At 46.6% G+C, this 17,252-nt stretch carries 20 protein-coding genes and 3 pseudogenes; 8 read left to right on the forward strand and 15 right to left on the reverse strand.

Annotated elements, in window-relative coordinates; translation table 11 throughout:
* Positions 1-23: 23 nt before the first annotated feature.
* The 4 genes from DXA13_RS10575 to DXA13_RS10585 are packed head-to-tail and all read right to left on the reverse strand — an operon-like array spanning position 24 to position 3,180.
* Complete coding sequence (locus DXA13_RS10575) at positions 24-1,205, reverse strand: SpoIIE family protein phosphatase (protein WP_118244243.1); 1,182 nt, start codon at positions 1,203-1,205, stop codon at positions 24-26.
* Positions 1,206-2,747, reverse strand: coding sequence for a [Fe-Fe] hydrogenase large subunit C-terminal domain-containing protein (locus DXA13_RS10580; RefSeq protein WP_347559820.1), 1,542 nt, complete (start codon positions 2,745-2,747; stop codon positions 1,206-1,208). It lies immediately after the preceding gene.
* Positions 2,744-2,935, reverse strand: coding sequence for a 4Fe-4S binding protein (locus tag DXA13_RS23080; protein WP_347559821.1), 192 nt, complete (start codon positions 2,933-2,935; stop codon positions 2,744-2,746). The genes DXA13_RS10580 and DXA13_RS23080 overlap by 4 nt, the downstream gene beginning before the upstream one ends.
* Positions 2,881-3,180 (reverse strand): (2Fe-2S) ferredoxin domain-containing protein, encoded by a 300-nt coding sequence (locus tag DXA13_RS10585; RefSeq protein WP_118244245.1) that lies wholly within the window; start codon positions 3,178-3,180, stop codon positions 2,881-2,883. Before DXA13_RS10585 ends, DXA13_RS23080 begins: the two co-directional genes overlap by 55 nt.
* A 441-nt stretch (positions 3,181-3,621) precedes the next feature.
* Between DXA13_RS10585 and DXA13_RS10590 the strand changes: the two genes are divergently transcribed.
* The 5 genes from DXA13_RS10590 to DXA13_RS10610 all read left to right on the forward strand — a co-directional run bounded on the left by DXA13_RS10590 (position 3,622) and on the right by DXA13_RS10610 (position 7,291).
* Complete coding sequence (locus DXA13_RS10590; RefSeq protein WP_118244247.1) at positions 3,622-4,701, forward strand: ABC transporter substrate-binding protein; 1,080 nt, start codon at positions 3,622-3,624, stop codon at positions 4,699-4,701.
* Positions 4,702-4,834: 133 nt separating this feature from the next.
* Positions 4,835-5,560, forward strand: a complete 726-nt coding sequence (locus tag DXA13_RS10595; RefSeq protein WP_347559822.1) for an ABC transporter permease subunit — start codon at positions 4,835-4,837, stop codon at positions 5,558-5,560.
* Entirely contained in the window at positions 5,542-6,120 is a 579-nt protein-coding gene (locus tag DXA13_RS10600) for an ATP-binding cassette domain-containing protein (RefSeq protein WP_118244249.1), read from the forward strand. The genes DXA13_RS10595 and DXA13_RS10600 overlap by 19 nt, the downstream gene beginning before the upstream one ends.
* A gap of 144 nt (positions 6,121-6,264) precedes the next feature.
* Positions 6,265-6,864, forward strand: a complete 600-nt coding sequence (locus DXA13_RS10605) for a recombinase family protein (RefSeq protein ID WP_118244252.1) — start codon at positions 6,265-6,267, stop codon at positions 6,862-6,864.
* Between the two features lie 193 nt (positions 6,865-7,057).
* The gene (locus DXA13_RS10610) at positions 7,058-7,291 is read left to right on the forward strand and encodes a hypothetical protein (protein ID WP_118244254.1); all 234 of its coding nucleotides are present in this window, start codon (positions 7,058-7,060) and stop codon (positions 7,289-7,291) included.
* Here the strand turns inward: DXA13_RS10610 and DXA13_RS10615 are convergent.
* From DXA13_RS10615 to DXA13_RS23095, 8 genes are all read right to left on the reverse strand, one after another.
* Positions 7,266-8,063, reverse strand: coding sequence for a TIM barrel protein (locus DXA13_RS10615; RefSeq protein ID WP_118244257.1), 798 nt, complete (start codon positions 8,061-8,063; stop codon positions 7,266-7,268). The genes DXA13_RS10610 and DXA13_RS10615 overlap by 26 nt on opposite strands.
* Positions 8,032-9,126 (reverse strand): ABC transporter ATP-binding protein, encoded by a 1,095-nt coding sequence (locus DXA13_RS10620; protein ID WP_243009072.1) that lies wholly within the window; start codon positions 9,124-9,126, stop codon positions 8,032-8,034. The genes DXA13_RS10615 and DXA13_RS10620 overlap by 32 nt, the downstream gene beginning before the upstream one ends.
* On the reverse strand, positions 9,099-9,242 hold the full coding sequence (locus tag DXA13_RS21740; RefSeq protein WP_243009073.1) for a hypothetical protein: 144 nt from the start codon (positions 9,240-9,242) through the stop codon (positions 9,099-9,101). Before DXA13_RS21740 ends, DXA13_RS10620 begins: the two co-directional genes overlap by 28 nt.
* A gap of 29 nt (positions 9,243-9,271) precedes the next feature.
* Positions 9,272-10,096, reverse strand: a complete 825-nt coding sequence (locus DXA13_RS10625) for a carbohydrate ABC transporter permease (protein WP_118244259.1) — start codon at positions 10,094-10,096, stop codon at positions 9,272-9,274.
* Entirely contained in the window at positions 10,086-10,976 is an 891-nt protein-coding gene (locus DXA13_RS10630; RefSeq protein WP_118244261.1) for a sugar ABC transporter permease, read from the reverse strand. Before DXA13_RS10630 ends, DXA13_RS10625 begins: the two co-directional genes overlap by 11 nt.
* A 117-nt stretch (positions 10,977-11,093) precedes the next feature.
* A complete protein-coding gene (locus DXA13_RS23085; protein ID WP_347559823.1) occupies positions 11,094-11,378 on the reverse strand; it encodes a hypothetical protein in 285 nt (94 codons plus the stop codon).
* Between the two features lie 5 nt (positions 11,379-11,383).
* Positions 11,384-11,671 carry a hypothetical protein gene (locus tag DXA13_RS23090; RefSeq protein ID WP_347559824.1) on the reverse strand — a complete coding sequence of 96 codons (288 nt, stop codon included), beginning with the start codon at positions 11,669-11,671 and terminating at the stop codon, positions 11,384-11,386.
* Positions 11,650-12,489 carry an extracellular solute-binding protein gene (locus DXA13_RS23095; RefSeq protein WP_347559825.1) on the reverse strand — a complete coding sequence of 280 codons (840 nt, stop codon included), beginning with the start codon at positions 12,487-12,489 and terminating at the stop codon, positions 11,650-11,652. Before DXA13_RS23095 ends, DXA13_RS23090 begins: the two co-directional genes overlap by 22 nt.
* 174 nt (positions 12,490-12,663) lie before the next feature.
* Between DXA13_RS23095 and DXA13_RS10640 the strand changes: the two are divergent.
* The 3 genes and pseudogenes from DXA13_RS10640 to DXA13_RS10650 all read left to right on the forward strand — a co-directional run bounded on the left by DXA13_RS10640 (position 12,664) and on the right by DXA13_RS10650 (position 14,844).
* Positions 12,664-13,529, forward strand: a pseudogene (locus tag DXA13_RS10640) (AraC family transcriptional regulator).
* Positions 13,522-14,438, forward strand: a pseudogene (locus tag DXA13_RS10645) (DMT family transporter). The pseudogenes DXA13_RS10640 and DXA13_RS10645 overlap by 8 nt, the downstream one beginning before the upstream one ends.
* Positions 14,422-14,844 carry a DUF2000 domain-containing protein gene (locus DXA13_RS10650; protein ID WP_118244263.1) on the forward strand — a complete coding sequence of 141 codons (423 nt, stop codon included), beginning with the start codon at positions 14,422-14,424 and terminating at the stop codon, positions 14,842-14,844. The pseudogene DXA13_RS10645 and the gene DXA13_RS10650 overlap by 17 nt, the downstream one beginning before the upstream one ends.
* A gap of 18 nt (positions 14,845-14,862) precedes the next feature.
* On the opposite strand, the gene DXA13_RS10655 is transcribed toward DXA13_RS10650, so the two are convergent.
* The 3 genes and pseudogenes from DXA13_RS10655 to DXA13_RS10665 form a co-directional block, all read right to left on the reverse strand.
* Positions 14,863-15,291 (reverse strand): prepilin-type N-terminal cleavage/methylation domain-containing protein, encoded by a 429-nt coding sequence (locus DXA13_RS10655; protein ID WP_118244265.1) that lies wholly within the window; start codon positions 15,289-15,291, stop codon positions 14,863-14,865.
* Positions 15,292-15,303: 12 nt separating this feature from the next.
* Positions 15,304-15,828: a sporulation initiation factor Spo0A C-terminal domain-containing protein gene (locus DXA13_RS10660; RefSeq protein WP_243009080.1), complete on the reverse strand. Its 525-nt coding sequence runs from the start codon at positions 15,826-15,828 to the stop codon at positions 15,304-15,306.
* A 249-nt stretch (positions 15,829-16,077) separates the two neighbouring features.
* Positions 16,078-17,204: pseudogene (locus DXA13_RS10665) on the reverse strand (aldo/keto reductase).
* Positions 17,205-17,252 lie beyond the last annotated feature (48 nt).

Consider the following 17,252-nt stretch of genomic DNA (forward strand, 5'->3'; position numbering starts at 1 on the left):
TATTTTCCTCCTATGCTTTTCCATCAATAATAAGTTACTGTGACCCTTTTCCCCATTGCCTCGACTGCCCGCCGAAGCTGCTCCACCAGATTCTGACGTATTCCCAGATCAAAGGGAAGTCCCGGATTCTGATAAGCACTGTTAATCGCTTTTCCTACATAAAGATTCAGTTCGGTGCAGTCTTCAATCAGCATTTTCGCTACCATGGAAGCACCGTTCGTTTTATCCAGTTCCATAAAGAAATCTTCAAAAACAGTTTCATTCTCCACATATCGTTTCAACAGCTGAACGACTCTGTTTAATGTCAGCACCCCTTCTGTTACAAGTTCGATCCCATCCATATATGCCATGGGCGGAATCTCAGGGTCTACATAATTTAACGACACATCAAGCTTCTTGTCAAGTACTCGTGAAACAATCGTTGCACTCGTACCGCCGCATACGACTCTCTTTGTGCCGGCGTCTCCGCTCATAAAGTCTTTTACCATCCGTCTGTCATCGTCCGGATTCTGTGCCGGACCGGTCATCAGATGTACCGGCTTGCTGTCAATGACGCGCATAACCGCAACCGTCGTATCGTCTCCCGGACGATACATATACAGTTCGTCACACGCCTGGCAGACAGCCGTCGCAAGGCGGATCGCCGAGATCGTCAGGCCGTACTGCTTCACCGCATAGGCCGCGATTTCCTTCCAGTCCCAGCCAAAATTCAGGAGCTTTCCCACACCTGCGTGGATCGTTCCATCACTCATCAGAAGAAGTGCATCCCCCTTCTGGACTTTAAAGCGAAATTCATTTATTTTTTTATCTTCAATAACCCTGATATTCTGCGGTATCTCTACCAATACCCCATTCCTGATAAAAATACAGCTCGGATTATCAAATTCAACAAGATAGGCGTCTCCATTGTTGAAGACCTGCAGAATACTGAAGGTGGAATATGCCACTTTCCGCACCTGGCAGATCGGAAGAGTCTGCACGATTGTCTCCACACATTCTTCCAGAGTCGCCCCGTTTAGAAACATGGTTCCAAGAATTTTGGATGTCAGCGTCGCAAGAATATTGGCCTTTACGCCGCTTCCCATTCCATCAGCGAGGATTACGATGTCCGAATCTTCGGTTTTCAGAATTTCCACCTTGTCCCCGCAAAGTACTTCTGTAAATTTGTTCAGACTTTTATACGCAACATCTACTGTAATTCCCATCTACAGGCCCCCGCTTTCACTTCCTTCATCCAAAAGCGACCTGCACAGCTTCGTCAGGGTCGTCTTTGTCTCAGCTGTCGTTTCACCGAGAAGCCCTGCTATTTCCTGAGCGACCATCATCTGCTTATGTATGACCTTCTGTGCCAGGTCAATGGTTTCCAGTTTCTTTTCGTAATCTTCCTGGGCCAGTTCTTCCTCTTTTGTAATATCGATAAATGTTGCGAGGACCACATCCTGTTTCGGAATATATACGATGTTCTGCAGAGTGGAAAAATGATAATCCGGATACGATACCTTTTTTCCGTGGATGTTCTGATGGCTGTCAAATACCCACTGGAAGTCAGACGGGTCCACAAATTCGAACAGGTACATCTGAAGCGCTTCCTGCCTTGTCTTTCCAAAGTACTTTTCTCCGACTGCAGAATATTCCAGGATTTTCATATCCCTGTCCACAATCAGGACAATGTTCGGAGAAGTCTCCATAACCAGATTGGCAAATGACTCCGCCTTTTCATTCATAAACGGAATACACATGTTCAGTTCTGCCTTTTTCTGATATACGGCAATTGCTTTTTCCCGGCATGTGGCGTAACCGCAGGCGCCGCAGTTCAATTCGTCCTCCGGTCTCATTTTGCCCGTCATCTTCAGAATTTCCTGTATCTCTGCTTCCGTAGGCATCGGGTCTTCCGGAGCCCGGCTCATAAACTCCTCAAAGAAGCACAGGCCATCCGTCATCTCCTCCAGGCACGTCTTCTGTGCCGCCTCTGTCTCAATGGCTTCCTCCATATCCAGCTTCACCCTAAAGCGCGATACCTCGTCTCCTGTAACAGCAGGCCCCTTGATACAGCCGCCCTCACACATGTTCATTTCTATAAAACATCCCTTGATTTCGCCCCGCTCCAGGCTTTTACACAGATCAATGCAGTTTTCAGAGCCGTGTACATAGAATTTCTTATAGCCGTCATGTTCCGCCTCCGTAGCCAGTACAGAGCTCACAACACCGCTTGTAATGGGATACAGGCGGTTGATCTTAGGATCCAGCTTCCGGAACGGCACATCCTCACAGTCCTTAATTACGATGTCTTCCTCTTCCAGCCACCTGCTGATATCATTAAAATTCAGCACCGCGTCAATAATTCCATCATGTCGCAGATCGATCGCTTCCTGCTTTTTAGCTATGCATGGTCCCAAAAATACGACTTTTGCCTCTGGGTCTTCCTTCTTTATCATCTTTCCATGAGCAATCATCGGAGAAACGACGGGGGCCATGTACGGAATCAGATCCGGGTAATAGATCTCGATCAGTGAATTCGCGCTTGGACAGCAGGTGGTAATTATATTTTCCATCTTCCCCTGTTTCAGAAGACAGACATATTCTGCCGTAACCGCAGCTGCTCCTTCCGACGTTTCACGCACTTCGGAAAATCCCAGCTTCTGCAGCGCCCCGTTGATCTGACCTGGCGTCTCATACTTTAAAAGTCCCATATAAGAAGGTGCAATAGACACGACAACCCGTTCGCCATGCCTGATAAAATTTTTCACCGTCTGAGGTCACTCGTAAGCGTCTTGGCCGACTGCGGACAGATCTGAAGGCAATGGCCGCAGAGGACACACTTATCCTCCATGATTTCCGCACGCCCGTCTTTAATCATGACAGCTTTTACATCACAGTACCTTACGCATTTATAGCAGTGCCTGCATTTGGTGGCCTTAAAGTCAATAATCCCCATTTATTACAGCTCCCCAGGATTTCTTTATCAAAAAACTCCTTTACTTCGTCTGGCTTAACGGAAAGAAGAGTATCTTCCACCGTCACACATACACCGTCATTCATGCAGTTTCCGCTGCAGAAGGCTCCGTTTAAATCCACTTTCTCAGCTAAACCGTGTTCAGCCACCAGTTTCTGAAGCTCCTGTATGATTTCTCTCGACCCCTTTAAATGACATGCACTTCCGATACAAATTGTAACTCTCATAAAATGATTCCTCCGCCTTTTTAGAATACCCCTATAGTTGTTTCCATTATCTCATATTGTGATATTTTTATCAATTACTTTTTTATTACTTTTCCCCTTTTTCCGACCTCTTTTGTATTGCAGCAGCATAACCGGTCTTATAAGCCAGCTTAACGCTTACTTCTGCCCCAATTTTTACGCCCTTTTTTGCTTTGTAACAGTCCGGACGCCCTTTCTTCTTGACCGGTAAAGCCGGTCAAGAAGCATCGGATGTTCATCCGATGTAAAAATTGGGGCATAACCGGTCTTATAGCCAGCTTAACGCCCGCTTCTGCCCCAATTTTTACGCCGTCCGGACTGTTACTTTGTATTTTTGACAAAACTCTTTTTCTGGTGGTATACTATTGCCTGTATCACTGTGTTTATCAATTCAGCTACACCACTAAGAAATGAGGAATAATTATGAAAAAATTCAGTATGATTACTATTGCCGCCGCTCTGCTTATTTCACTGGCAGGCTGCGGCTCTTCACCGAAAAACTCCTCTTCGGATTCTACCGCCGCAGTTTCATCGTCCGAAGCTGTACCGGCAGAAGGCCCCGAAGAAAACGCAGAGTCTGACGCTGATCCGTCCGCTGCTGCAAAAGATGTGACGATCCGGGTCGGAGCTTTAAAGGGACCTACTTCCATGGGACTTGTATATATGATGGATCAGTCCAAGGCAATAGAAGGAGAGAGCCCCTACGAATTCTCCATGGTTACAGCTGCTGATGAACTGGTTGGCAAGATGGTGAAGGGCGACCTGGATATCGCTCTGCTCCCGGCCAATGTTTCCAGTGTGATCTATAATAAGACGAAAAATGTCTCTGTAATCGATATCAATACTCTGGGCGTCCTTTACATGGTATCCGCCGATGATTCCGTCAGCTCCATCGCTGATTTAAAGGGAAAAACGGTATATCTGACCGGTATGGGAACGACGCCTGACTATGTGCTCCGCTATCTGCTGGGGGAAAGCGGTTTATCTGAAAGCGACGTAACTTTGGAATATAAATCAGAGCCCGCAGAAGTTGCCGCTATTTTGAAGGACAATCCGCAGGCCATAGGCCTTCTTCCACAGCCTTTTGTAACGGCTGCATGCGCTCAGAACGAATCCCTGAACATTATCATCGATATGACAGAAGCATGGGACAGCGTACAGGAAGCTTCCGCCGGCGGTTCTCTTGTGACAGGCGTAACAATCGTAAATAATGATTTTCTTTCCTCCCATCCGGAAGCAGTCGAACAGTTTATCGCCGAACACGAAGAATCCGCTCTCTATACATCGGATCATCCCGATGAATCGGCTGAACTCATAGCGGCTGCCGGCATTATTGAAAAAGCTCCGATTGCAAAAAAAGCGCTTCCATACTGCAACATCACATGCATCACCGGCGAGGCGATGAAGCGTGCATTAAGTGGTTACCTGAATGTTCTCTATCAGGCAGATCCCGCTTCTGTAGGCGGCTCTCTCCCGGATGACAGCTTTTACTATATTCCCTGATTAAACATCGGTTGAACTCGCAGGAAGCGCGGCGTCCTGTGTAAAGAACGCAAAAAGAAAGGTTGAATTGTCCTATGAAACGTCCCGGTTCCTGTCTGCCCCGCTGCGGCATTATTCTGTTCTGGCTGGCCATATGGCAGCTTGCAGCTGCTGCCGTTGGCAATCAGATTCTGTTTGTTGGCCCCGTTCAGGTACTGGCTGCCTCATCCATCTGCTTCCCTCTCCCGATTTCTGGAAGACGGTCATCTGCTCCTTCGCCAAAATCAGCCTTGGATTCCTCCTTGCCTTTTTGTCAGGAATTATACTTGGAACAGCTGCCTGGCGCTTTTCTCTGATCAGGGATTTTCTATCTCCTGTAATCTCCCTGACAAAGTCTGTGCCCGTCGCTTCCTTTGTAATCCTGGCTCTCATCTGGATCGGTTCAAAGAATCTTTCAGTAATCATTTCCTTTACGGTCGTACTCCCCATGATTTACTCCGGTACGGTCTCAGGACTTTCCAGTACGGATCTGCGCCTTATGGAAATGGCTGCAGTTTTCCGTATGCCTTTGCTCAAACAGATCCGGTACCTTTACATTCCAGCTCTGATTCCATATCTCGTCAGCAGCTGCAGGACCGCCCTGGGCATAAGCTGGAAATCCGGTATCGCCGCAGAGGTGATTGGTACTCCCGCATTTTCGATCGGGCGTCAGCTCTACAATGCTAAAATCAGTCTGGAAACGGAGCGTCTTTTTGCGTGGACGATCGTCATTATATTAGCCAGTACAATATTTGAACATATCTTTCTCTGGCTCCTTCGTTCTGTCCCCTGCGGCGCAAAGACAGGGAAGGGAGGTTCCTCATGGATACGGTTACCGTAAAAACTGTTTCAAAGCTTTTTGGAAATACCCAAGTGCTGAATCGCGTATCCGCTTCCTTTCATATGCCGGAACGCTGCTGTCTGATGGGTCCCTCCGGTTCCGGTAAGACCACATTGTTCCGTATCCTGCTCGGGCTGGAACAGCCGTCATCCGGAGCTGTTGAAGGCATGGAAGGGCTGCGCCTTTCCGCCGTATTTCAGGAGGACCGTCTGTGTGAATCATTTTCGGCCGTCCAGAATCTCCTCATGGTTCTGGGTCGGAATACTTCTGCCGAAACAGCTGTAAAGGAGCTTTCCTTGCTGCTTCCGCAAGACTGCCTCGACCGTCCCGTCTCCACATTAAGCGGAGGCATGAAACGGCGCGTAGCCATATGCCGCAGCCTGATTGTTCCATCCGATTTCGTTATCATGGATGAACCGCTCACCGGGCTGGATGAAAAAACGAAGGAAATCACCGCCCAATATATAAAAACACGAACGGAAAATCGGATACTGCTCTTTTCTACCCATCAGGAAGAGGATATCAGCCTTCTAAAGGCTCGCCTGATCACACTCAGCTGACTACAGGCGGGTGACAAAACGGGGAAAGCCCTTCTGCAAACGCCGGACCAGTTTGCAGAGGGGCTTTCTCCTTTCTTACATCTTTTTCTTCCTTCCGGAGACACTTTAGATGAACACAATGAAATAACGGATTGGAGGTATTGCATGAAATCGAATATCTACGGATATGTACGCGTATCCTCGAAGGACCAGAATGAAGCACGTCAGCTCATAGCTATGCACGATTTTCCGGATCCAATCTGCCGGATTTTCACGGATAAAATGAGCGGAAAAGATTTTAACCGTCCCGGCTACAAGAAACTTCTGAAAGTTATCCGCCCGGGAGATGTCATCGTCATCAAAAGTATCGACAGGCTCGGCAGAAACTATGATGAAATTCTGGAGCAGTGGAGACTGATCACCAGAGATAAAAAAGCCCACATGGTTGTACTGGACATGCCTCTTCTCGATACCAGGAACTCCAGCCACAATCTCACCGGTACTTTTATCGCAGACCTGGTTCTGCAGATTCTTTCTTATGTTGCTCAGACGGAAAGGGAAAATATCAAGAAAAGGCAGGCAGAAGGCATTGCCGCTGCAAAGCAGAGGGGCGTCCGGTTCGGCAGGCAAAAAAAGACGCTTCCTGACGAATTTCCGGATATCCTGGAGCTTTGGAAAGACGGAAAATTGTCTGCCAGAGAAGCCGCCAGGCGCCTGTCCGTCTCACATCCCACCTTCCTGAAATGGGCTGGAGTATACCGATAGCAAAACAAATAAAAGGCCGTTTCCATCCGGACCAGCCATGAAAATTGCGGTATAAATGGTAGACTTTATTTACCGGATATGTTAAACTGAAATATATTCCTTTATGTAATAAAAACGTACGTTTATTCGGATAAAATGCCGAAATGGACGGTTGGTTACCAAAGTCTGCTTTATTTACCGGGGAGGGAACATCATGAGTCAATTGCCGCTAATCGATTATCTTTACCAGGAGGTCAATTGCTGCTATCTTTCTGACCTGCACGATCCGGCATACAGAAAGATGGTTCTCACCATTCTTAAGGAAATACCAGAAACGCGCTACTCGATGAAAGAATGGAACGAAATGCTCTCTTATATCATGGAATCTGCACCCAAAATTACATGCCGTTCAAAAGAAGAGATCATCGGCCTTCTGAGTAAGCACTAAGCAGCCGGATGTCTTCCAGAATGCCCACCTTATCGCCCTGCACTTCCAGTCCGTATTCTACCACCAGGTCTGCCTGCGGTGTCATCCTCTCATATGCGTTTATGAAAGATTTAAAATTCAGCGTTCCGTCATGTATACGCCTGTGGCCGTCATGAAATCCGTCATTATTATGGAGATGGTACGCCACAATCCTGTCCTTTAGCTGTTCCATTACATTGTATAAATTCCATCCGTTGGCGTTGGCATGGCCGATATCAATGAGTACAGGATAATTCTCTTTTCTGCATAATTCAATAAATTCATGTTCGTTATAAAGCATGTTCCCATATGCCCTTATTCCCGCGTTTTCTACAAGCAGCTGGATTTTATGGGGCGCATACATTTCCCGCAGCCTCCTGTAATTCATGCAGGATACTTCTTTCATGACATCCGCTTTCCCCTCGTCAATTTTGCAGTTATTATGATGAAACACCACATACCTGCCGTTCAGCCGGTCGGCGTATTTCATTGTCAATTCCATCATTTCCATTGTTCTGTCATATAGCTCCGTGCCGTCTACCGCCGAATGCTCCGCCTGATAATATGGACCGTGAAAGCTGACAGGCACTTTGGAAAATGCGACAAGACATTCCTCTAAAAGTTCTTCGTACCCTTTCTCATGAAACATCGGAAATATTTCCACTCCGATTTTCCCTTGAAACAATTCCAGATATTCCGTTACATTTTTAAGCTCACCTGCTCTATACATATTGGTACTGATTAGTAAAGCCACCTGTCACACCGCCTTTCTCCGCTTCTTTCCCGTCAAAGCCTGCCTGAGTTTTCTGATCTGATCCGAACACAACCGGTATTTTCTTCAAAACCGGAATTTCTTCCGGGTATCCCAAAGAATCCTGACTGTTCCTGTCAAACAGGTGAAGCTTTGCAATATCAGCCGTGATCCATACCTTCGTTCCCGGCTCCGGAATCTCCCCTTCTCTGACCGCAATCATCTCCCTGCCTTCACACTCCAGATAAATTCCATATCGGCTGCCGTAATCCTCCACATATTTAACAGTTGCCGCAAATGTATTCTCTTCAAAATCCAGCTTTAATACCAAATGCTCCGGACGTATGCCAAGATACAGACTGCCGTCTGATTGTTTTTCCGCAACCCGGCACCACATTTCGGGCAGCCTGATCTGCTGGCCGCCCACCGTAAGGCGGCCGGCGGCGTATGAGCTTTCAATGATATTCATGGACGGAGAACCGATAAATTTGGCTGTAAATACGTTAGCCGGCCTGTTGTATACGTTTTCCGGGGTATCCAGCATCTGAAGCCTGCCTTCATGCATCAATGCAATTCTCTGCCCCACCGTCATAGCTTCGATCTGGTCATGGGTGACGTAAATCAGTGTCGGACTGCTGATTTCATGGATTTTTACAAGTTCCTTTCTGGCTCTGAGGCGAAGCTGTGCATCCAGGTTGGACAGCGGTTCATCCAGCAGAAAATAATCCGCCTGTTTTACCACAGCTCTGGCAAGAGCCACTCTCTGGCGCTGTCCTCCGGACAGGTCTCTTGGCCTGCGCTCTTCAAGCCCTTTTAAGTCCAGCATATTCAGGACCTCATTCAGGCGGCTCTCGATCTCCGCCGGATTTACTTTATGAGCCTTCAGCCCGTAAATAATATTATTTTTCACTGTCATATGGGGAAACAGCGCATAGTTCTGAAAGACCATCGCCACATTCCTGTCTCCGCAGGGTACGTTGTTTACAAGGCGGCCTCCCATATGGAGATTCCCTCCTGACAGCTTTTCCAGCCCGGCAATCATCCTGAGCGTCGTAGATTCCCACATCCGGACGGCCCGAGCAGAATCAGTCTCTCCCCTTCCTTTACCTCCAGGTTCAGATCCCTTACGATCACATTCTTTCCATAAGCTTTGACCACATGGTCAAAAACAATATTTTTCATAAGCTTCTCCTTCCACTTGCTTTGTTTCCCTAGCCTTTGATTCCGGACATGGCAAAGGTATTGATGATATAGCGCTGGAACATGATATACAGGGCCAGAGGTATCATCATAGTCAGAACGGAAACGGCCATTGCTATGGTAAATTCCGTACCGCCTTCTGAGCTGATATACATCTGAAGCGCAAGGGACAACGTGTAATTTTCCTTTGACTTCAGAATAAGAACAGGCCATACATATTCATTCCAGGAATTGATAAAGAAAATGATACCGGTTGAAATCATGGACGGCCGTATCAGAGGAATTACAATGTCCCTCATAATCTTCATATGTCCCACATTCTCCATTCTGGCCGCTTCGATCAGCGCTTTTGGAATCCCTCTCATGGATTGGCGCATAAGAAATATTCCCAGCACATCTGCCAGCTGGGGAAGCGCCACCCCCCAGATCCTGTCTCCCAGATTCATTTTGGAAATCATCAGGTAATTGGGGATCATGGTCACGGTAAACGGAATAAACATGGTGCTCAGCATAATAAAGTACAGGCCGCCTTTTCCTTTGAAATCGAAATAGACAAAGGAATATGCCGCAAACAGGCTGGTTGCCGTTTTAAACAGTGTGACCATCGCTGCAATAAGAAATGTGTTGAGTGTTATCCTCATAAACGGCAGCTTTTGAAAAACATGAATATAATTCTGCAGCGTAGGCCGCGCGGGAATCAGTTGGAAGACGGTATTGAAGGCGTCCTGCATCGTCTTGAAGGAATTGGACAGAGCGAATATGATCGGAATCAGCATAAGAAATACGAATGTTCCAAGAAGAACATGCCATCCGATCTGCCTCTCTTTAATTTTCATAGTACACCCCCCTTTCCACAAACCGGAATTCCAGCAGAAGAAGCGCGATAAAAAGGATCATGGTCAGAACAGAGACAGCGGAGGACGTACCTGTCCTGTAGAGCGTAAATGCCTCGTGATAGGACATATATATCATGTTGGAGCTGGCATAGTTGGGGCCGCCCTGTGTGATCACCTTGATGGGGGTAAATACATACTGGAGTCCCTGAACGATCGTAATAATGAAAACGTAGATTCCCGTGGCAGAGCTCATTGGAACCACCATATCTTTAAATATCTTCCACAGCGGAACCCGGTCCAGCTTTGCCGCTTCAATCACCTCCGAAGATACTCCGGAGACCCCTGCCAGGATCACGATGAAATTATAGCCAAACACTTTCCATGACGTAACGATGCTGAGAACGGCGATCACCCAGCCATCCGTTTTGGACCAGAATGGCATGGCGATTCCAAACGATTTCAGTATGAGCGCTGCAGGTCCTGATATGGGATTCAGAATCCAGATATACAGAATGGAACCAACCACCAGAGAAATAACGCTGGGCAGGAAAAATGCCGCTTTATAAAAATTTTTCCCTCTGCGGATAACTGCCGACAGGATAAAGGAAAGGATATATGGCAGCACAAAATTAATTAATAGAAGTATCCCTATGTAGCACGCCGTATTCCCGGCAATCTTCCATGTATTCGGATCGTGGAGCACAGCCGTATAGTTAGCAAGTCCTACAAATTTTTTCACCGGTTTTACCATGTTCCATTCAAAAAAGCTTAAATAAATGGTGTAGAACAGAGGATAGAACATAAATACTGCAAACACGATCAGGGACGGTGCTAAAAATACGTACCCCAGAATCGTCTGCTTTTTCTCTTCCTGACTCAAATTATCTTACCTCCATTGCATTAAACAAAAATATTTCTACAGTCAAAAGATACCACACTCCGTTCCAGGGCACCGGCCATGTACAAAATGTGGTATCCGTATTCGGCGCTTGTCTGCCTATTGTACAGACAGGAGCTGATTAATTGTCTCCTGCGCCTTTGTCATGCCTTCTTCTGCCGTCACCTGGCCTCCCAGAATCTGATCTCTCATATCCAGAAGCATCTGCTCTGCCTGAAGGCCTGCATCACCCGGAAATGCTGTCCACGGTACGACCCCGTCCATCTGCTCAATCGCAGCGTTCATCATATCGTTTTCAGCCAGAAACTCTTTCAATCCGTTCTCGGCGTCCGCCACATCTTTTCTCGGAGGGACATAACCGGTTCCTTCCGTCCAGGCTGCCATGGATTCTACGCTGTACAGGTATTTTTCAAATTCCCAGGCTGCCTTGACTGATCGTCTCCCTGGGCTGTAATCGCCAGAAAACAGCCGCCTGCCGGAACTTTCCGCTCTTTATCTCCCCACACAGGAGATTTAATTGCAGCCACGTCAAATCGCGCCCCCTTCTGAACGGATGCCCTTCTGGCAATTGTCGTATAGAGCATTGCACAGTTGCCGTCAATGAAACTCTGGCAGCCTTCTTCCCAGGAAATGTGAAGTGCCGTCTGATCCTTTATCATATCTGCATAGAGCTGCATCGCTCAATTCCTTCCGGAACTGCAAAAGATGCCTGTTTTTTTCCATCCGCTCCAGTTGTCAGCATCTGAGCTCCGCTGCTCTCAATCAATCCCTGCTGCGCCCAGAAATCAGCCGGTTCCTGCATGTAAAAACCATATTTACCCGTTTTTTCCTTAATCGTCTTTGCAAATTCACTTACTTCCTGCCAGTTCTCCGGCCCGTCTTCCGAAAGCCCGGCCTCCCTCAGCAGATCTCTGTTGATATATAACACAGGGCTGCTTAAAGAATAAGGAATTCCAACCTGTTCCCCGCTGCTGTTAACCGCCAGTTCCAGAACGTTGGGAAGAAATTTATCCTGGAGAAATGCAGTATCTTCCTGATCGAACTTATCGATTGCTTCCTGAGGCGGCACGTAGGAAAAATTATTGGAAAAGTAATCCAGAAATGCCCACCCGATCTGCACGAGGGCCGGCGAATTACCCGCTGCCGCTTCAGCCTGCAGATTCTGCATAAGACCTTTGTACATATCCGGATTATACTTTGCTACTACCTCAATATGATCGTTCGTCTCATTAAATTTCTTTACCAGTTCATCAACTACAAGCCCTCCCTGGGTCTCTGCATTGCAGTGCCAGTATTCAATCACTGTTTTTTCTCCGGATGCCTGACTGCCCTTTTCTGCACCGCTACCTGTCTGCTGCGGGGTTTCAGAAGCAGCTGCCTGCTGGCTGGTTCCTGCTTCCGGTGATTCTGCAGTCGCCGGTGCGCTGCATCCCGCTAAAATGCTCATAAGTCCTGCTGCCGCCAGTGCCATAAGGCGCATGCTTTTTTTTCTCATTCTTTAAATCCTCCTAATATATTTTCTTTCAGACGTTTTTCATGATACAATGTCAATGTTAAATCTGTAAGAACCGTCCTGTTAAATTTTAGTGTAATATCGTCCAAGAAATTTAACTGGGATCATGATAAGATAGACCGGTAACATAAGAATCAGCCAGCAAGGAGGACTGCCATGCTTTCAGAACAGGAACAGCGCCATGTTTACTATGACAGGGACCTGAACATAGAAGCCTATAACTTAAGCGGTATCGTTCAGAAGTTCCCAAATCATTTTCACGAATATTATGTAATCGGCTTTATCGAAGGCGGAAGACGTCATCTGTGGTGTAAAAATGTGGAATACGATCTGTCAGCCGGGGACCTGATTTTGTTCAATCCTCATGATAATCACTACTGTGCACCTATAAATGGCGAGCTTCTCGATTACCGTGCCGTCAATATCAATCCGGATATTATGGAGTCCGCGGTCCAGGAAATTACGGGAAAACCCTTTACTCCCCATTTTACGCAAAACGTCGTCTATCAGAGTGAGATCACCCGGTCAATTGACAGCCTTTACAGCGCGATTCTCCAGTGTTCTCCTATGCTTGAAAAAGAAGAACACTTTTATTACCTGCTGGAACAGATTCTTCAGGAATATGTATCCCCCTTTGAAACCGCTGATATTTCCCAGCCCAACCATCAGATCAGGACTCTGTGCACTTATATGGAAGAACATTTCGAAGAAATATCACCCTGGATGATCTGCTCTCCATGACAAATTTCGGCAAATCCTATCTCCTGCGCTCCTTTGCAAAACAGGTAGGGGTTTCCCCTTACCGGTATCTCCAGACAATCCGCCTGGACCGTGCAAAAAAGTTTCTGGAAACCGGAATCCCGCCGATCGAAGCGGCCAGTATGGCCGGCTTCTCTGACCAAAGCCATTTCACCAATTATTTTAAAGAATTTATCGGTCTGACGCCCAAACAGTACCAGAGGATATTTACCGCTCCCAAGGGTACCGGCCAGCCGCAGAACAAGGAGGAACACCATGACTGACCACCGTACATTTTCAGGCCATGCCGCCGCATTTATCACCATATTTATCTGGGGAACCACCTTCATATCCACAAAAGTACTGCTCCATTCCTTTACCCCTGTGGAAATCCTGTTTATCCGCTTTTTGATCGGATATGCAGCACTATGGATCGTATGCCCCAGAACGCTGTCGCTTGCCGACGGCAAACAGGAATGGTATTTTGCCGCCGCCGGCCTCTGCGGAGTTACGCTTTATTATCTCTTTGAAAATATAGCGCTGACGTTTACACTGGCTTCTAACGTCGGCGTAATCATTTCCATCGCACCTTTTTTCACCGCTATATTCTGCTGCCTGTTCCTGCATGACACCAAGCCTGGAATCCGTTTCTTCCTGGGATTTCTCATAGCCATGGCAGGAATCTGCCTGATCAGCTTCAACAGCGGAACAGAGCTCCGCCTGAACCCTATGGGTGATATTCTGGCTGTCTGCGCTGCAATCATATGGGCGGCTTATTCTACGATTACGAAAAAGATCAGCACCTTTGGATACCTCACCATTCAGACTACCAGACGCACCTTTTTCTATGGGCTTATTTTTATGATTCCCACCCTGTTTTTCACCGATTTCCATGTAACCGCCGGGGAATTCATGGACATGAAAAACCTGCTTAACCTGATGTTTCTCGGTTTCGGGGCCTCTGCCTCTGCTTCGTGACATGGAACTTTGCCGTGCGGGTGCTGGGATCTGTCAAAACAAGCGTCTACATCTATATGGTTCCCGTGATTACGACCGTTACTTCTGCCCTAATACTGAAGGAGACTATAACAAAAACGGCGGTCTGCGGCATCGCCCTGACCCTGGTCGGCCTCTTCCTGTCTGAGAGTAGAAAATCAAAAAAGGAGTGTGTAAAGCATGGATATGCAGAATAAAAAATGTGTCATGATCATTGACAATGAACTTCCAGTCGGAATTATCGCCAACACAGCCGCCATTATGGGCATTACGCTGGGCAAGCACATGCCCGATGCCGTAGGCTGCGATGTATACGATAAGAACGGCCTGCCTCATCTGGGCATTATCGCCTTCCCGGTGCCCGTCCTGAAAGCAGATAAAGAGAAGCTTCATGAAATACGAAGCCGCCTTTACCAGCCGGAATTTTCCGATCTCACCGTCGTCGATTTCTCCGATATCGCACAGGGGTGCAATGAATACGACGAATTCATGAAAAGAGCCGCCATGTCCGAAGAAGGAGATTACACGTATCTCGGAATCGGCATATGCGGTCCTAAAAAACTGGTAAATAAACTGGCAGGCAGCCTACCTCTTCTGAGGTAATGGCTGCCTGCCTTATTGTTATGACTGTTTAATTTTTATACACCCATCCATGCGTCCATCCCGGATTTCTACTTCATACCCTCCGACTCTGCACACGATTGCCGATATTTTCGTCTTTTTTCGGTCTAAGGAAATTCTCACGATTTTTATGTCATCTGAGCACATGCCTTTCAGCATTTCATATAAGCTGTTTTTTTCGTCTCCAACAGGATACATCATCAAATCTTCATACAGGGAAAAATCGTCCACAGTTCCTCTTGATGTCGCATCATCCAGATATACAGTGATGGCTTCATATACCATCTGCGCCTCCGCAATATGACGGTTCATCCTGTTTTTCTCAATCTTTGGTCTGATTACGCTTTCACCAGCCACAGAAACTGCTGCCAGGACCGTTACTGCTATCGTCAATTCCAGCAGAGTCATTCCCTTGTTATCTTTCCACATCTCTTATTCATCCTATCTACTGTCTTTCATCCTGTTTATCAAATCCCATATCATGCGATACATCCAGCCTATCGTCTCTTTTAACTTTTTATTTTCCTCTTCCAATTTCTTTACCTGATTTTTTATCCTTGTCAGCTTTTCGCAGTTTTCTCCGCTGCATTTTTCATCGTTAAAGCTTTTGCTTCCGCTGCAAGAATGATTCTGGTTCATTTTCGCGGCATACTCTGACAGAATTTTCAGGAATTTAGCATTATTCGGTTTTTCCTCCAGGTTCTCGCCGCTCATGCACAGCAGCATTTCCTTGTCTCCATTATTCCAGATTACATCTACAATTGTCCTGATGTCCCGCTCTACACAGTACCAGCTGGTGTTATGTTTTTGAGCAATATCAGGGTACAGCGTTTTCGTAACATATTTTAAACGATTCTCATCTTCCAGAATAAGAAGTGCGCCATCGATCGTATAATCAAATCCCCGATAGGTCTGTGCAGCGCCCAGTTGTCTCAATGTCGTTCGAACGAATTTTTCATTCTTCATGTCTTCCACGGAACTGCCTCCTATCAAATTCATACGATAAAGCTCAAACTTTATCGTAAAATGGAAAATAATGGAATACAATGAAATTCGTTCGTCAAATTTCGTCGAAAAACGCCTTTTAATCATAAAGAGCCGCAATAGTTCGAATTTCCGGCATAAGAAAAAGCCGTTTCAGCAATCGTGCCTGAACGGCTTTTTCTTATGGTTTATTCCGAATCATTCGCAGCCGGATTAATGTATGCGGCAGCTTTATTCCTTCAGTCTGGCAGTAAACTCTGAAAACACTTCTGATATTTTAATCTGCTGAGGACAGACCGCTTCACAGCTTCTGCAGCCGATACACGATTCGGGCCGTTTATCCTCCGGCATAGACATGACCGCTCTCGGCACGATAAATCCTCCGCCTGAAAATATATATTCATTATACAGCTTCAAAAGCCTGGGGATATCCAGTCCTTGTGGGCAGTGCTGGTACAGTAGCGGCAGGATGTGCAGGGGACACCGTTTACCATCTGATCTGCAATCTTCATAACCGTTTTGATCTCCTGCTCATTCAACGGTTCTTCCGTTTCAAACGTATGTATATTCTCCTGGATCTGCTTAAAGTCGGACATACCGGAAAGGATCATGGTAATATTGGGAATAGCCTGGAGGAAACGGAATGCCCATGCAGGCGCCGCCTCATCCGGGCGCAAAGCCTTCAGTTCTGCAATGTTTTCTTCTGAAAGCTGTGCAAGCTTTCCTCCCCTCAGCGGTTCCATAACCCAGATCGGAATATGATATTCGTTGAGCAGTTCCACTTTTGCTTCTGCATCCTGTAAAGACCAGTCCAGATAGTTCAACTGTATCTGACCAAACTCCATATGCTCACCATAGGCATCTAAAAAGCGCTTCATCACATCGTATGAGCCATGGGCTGAAAATCCAAGGTGGCGGATCCGCCCATTTTCCTTCTGTTTCATCAGATACTTGAATATACCGTATTTTTCATCCAGATACCCGTCGATATTCATTTCGCACACGTTATGGAAAAGGTAGAAGTCAAAATAATCCACTCTACATTTTTCTAGCTGCTTTTCAAAAATTTCCTCTGCCTTATCCATGTTCCGGAGATCATAACCTGGAAATTTTGTTGCGAGAAAAAATCTTTCCCGCGGGTAACTGCTCAAAATTTTTCCTATTACAGTCTCAGAACAGCCGTTATGATAGCCCCATGCAGTATCATAATAATTAATTCCATGCTCCATCGCATAAGCGATCATTTCCGCAGCGGACTTTTCATCGATTTCTGCCTCGTTTCCCTCCATCACAGGCAGACGCATCGTTCCCATACCAAGCGCTGATAATTTCATATTCTGAAAATTCTTATAGATCATTTTTTATCCCCTTTCTTCTTGCAGCGGCCTCTTCGTTTGCTCCTCTGG

Origin of the sequence: Clostridium sp. AM58-1XD, assembly GCF_003464085.1 — a bacterium.
In the GTDB taxonomy this organism is placed as follows: domain Bacteria; phylum Bacillota; class Clostridia; order Lachnospirales; family Lachnospiraceae; genus Lachnoclostridium_A.

What these genes read in the sequence shown, in the direction of transcription:
- DXA13_RS10575 (WP_118244243.1), bottom strand. Translation starts at nt 1,205, where the DNA reads ATGGGAATTACAGTAGATGTTGCGTATAAAAGTCTGAACAAATTTACA.
- DXA13_RS23080 (WP_347559821.1), bottom strand. Translation starts at nt 2,935, where the DNA reads ATGGGGATTATTGACTTTAAGGCCACCAAATGCAGGCACTGCTATAAA.
- DXA13_RS10585 (WP_118244245.1), bottom strand. Translation starts at nt 3,180, where the DNA reads ATGAGAGTTACAATTTGTATCGGAAGTGCATGTCATTTAAAGGGGTCG.
- DXA13_RS10590 (WP_118244247.1), top strand. Translation starts at nt 3,622, where the DNA reads ATGAAAAAATTCAGTATGATTACTATTGCCGCCGCTCTGCTTATTTCA.
- DXA13_RS10595 (WP_347559822.1), top strand. Translation starts at nt 4,835, where the DNA reads ATGGCAGCTTGCAGCTGCTGCCGTTGGCAATCAGATTCTGTTTGTTGG.
- DXA13_RS10600 (WP_118244249.1), top strand. Translation starts at nt 5,542, where the DNA reads ATGGATACGGTTACCGTAAAAACTGTTTCAAAGCTTTTTGGAAATACC.
- DXA13_RS10605 (WP_118244252.1), top strand. Translation starts at nt 6,265, where the DNA reads ATGAAATCGAATATCTACGGATATGTACGCGTATCCTCGAAGGACCAG.
- DXA13_RS10610 (WP_118244254.1), top strand. Translation starts at nt 7,058, where the DNA reads ATGAGTCAATTGCCGCTAATCGATTATCTTTACCAGGAGGTCAATTGC.
- DXA13_RS10620 (WP_243009072.1), bottom strand. Translation starts at nt 9,126, where the DNA reads ATGTGGGAATCTACGACGCTCAGGATGATTGCCGGGCTGGAAAAGCTG.
- DXA13_RS21740 (WP_243009073.1), bottom strand. Translation starts at nt 9,242, where the DNA reads ATGAAAAATATTGTTTTTGACCATGTGGTCAAAGCTTATGGAAAGAAT.
- DXA13_RS10625 (WP_118244259.1), bottom strand. Translation starts at nt 10,096, where the DNA reads ATGAAAATTAAAGAGAGGCAGATCGGATGGCATGTTCTTCTTGGAACA.
- DXA13_RS23085 (WP_347559823.1), bottom strand. Translation starts at nt 11,378, where the DNA reads ATGGCAGCCTGGACGGAAGGAACCGGTTATGTCCCTCCGAGAAAAGAT.
- DXA13_RS23090 (WP_347559824.1), bottom strand. Translation starts at nt 11,671, where the DNA reads ATGCAGCTCTATGCAGATATGATAAAGGATCAGACGGCACTTCACATT.
- DXA13_RS23095 (WP_347559825.1), bottom strand. Translation starts at nt 12,489, where the DNA reads ATGAGAAAAAAAAGCATGCGCCTTATGGCACTGGCGGCAGCAGGACTT.
- DXA13_RS10650 (WP_118244263.1), top strand. Translation starts at nt 14,422, where the DNA reads ATGGATATGCAGAATAAAAAATGTGTCATGATCATTGACAATGAACTT.
- DXA13_RS10655 (WP_118244265.1), bottom strand. Translation starts at nt 15,291, where the DNA reads ATGTGGAAAGATAACAAGGGAATGACTCTGCTGGAATTGACGATAGCA.
- DXA13_RS10660 (WP_243009080.1), bottom strand. Translation starts at nt 15,828, where the DNA reads ATGAAGAATGAAAAATTCGTTCGAACGACATTGAGACAACTGGGCGCT.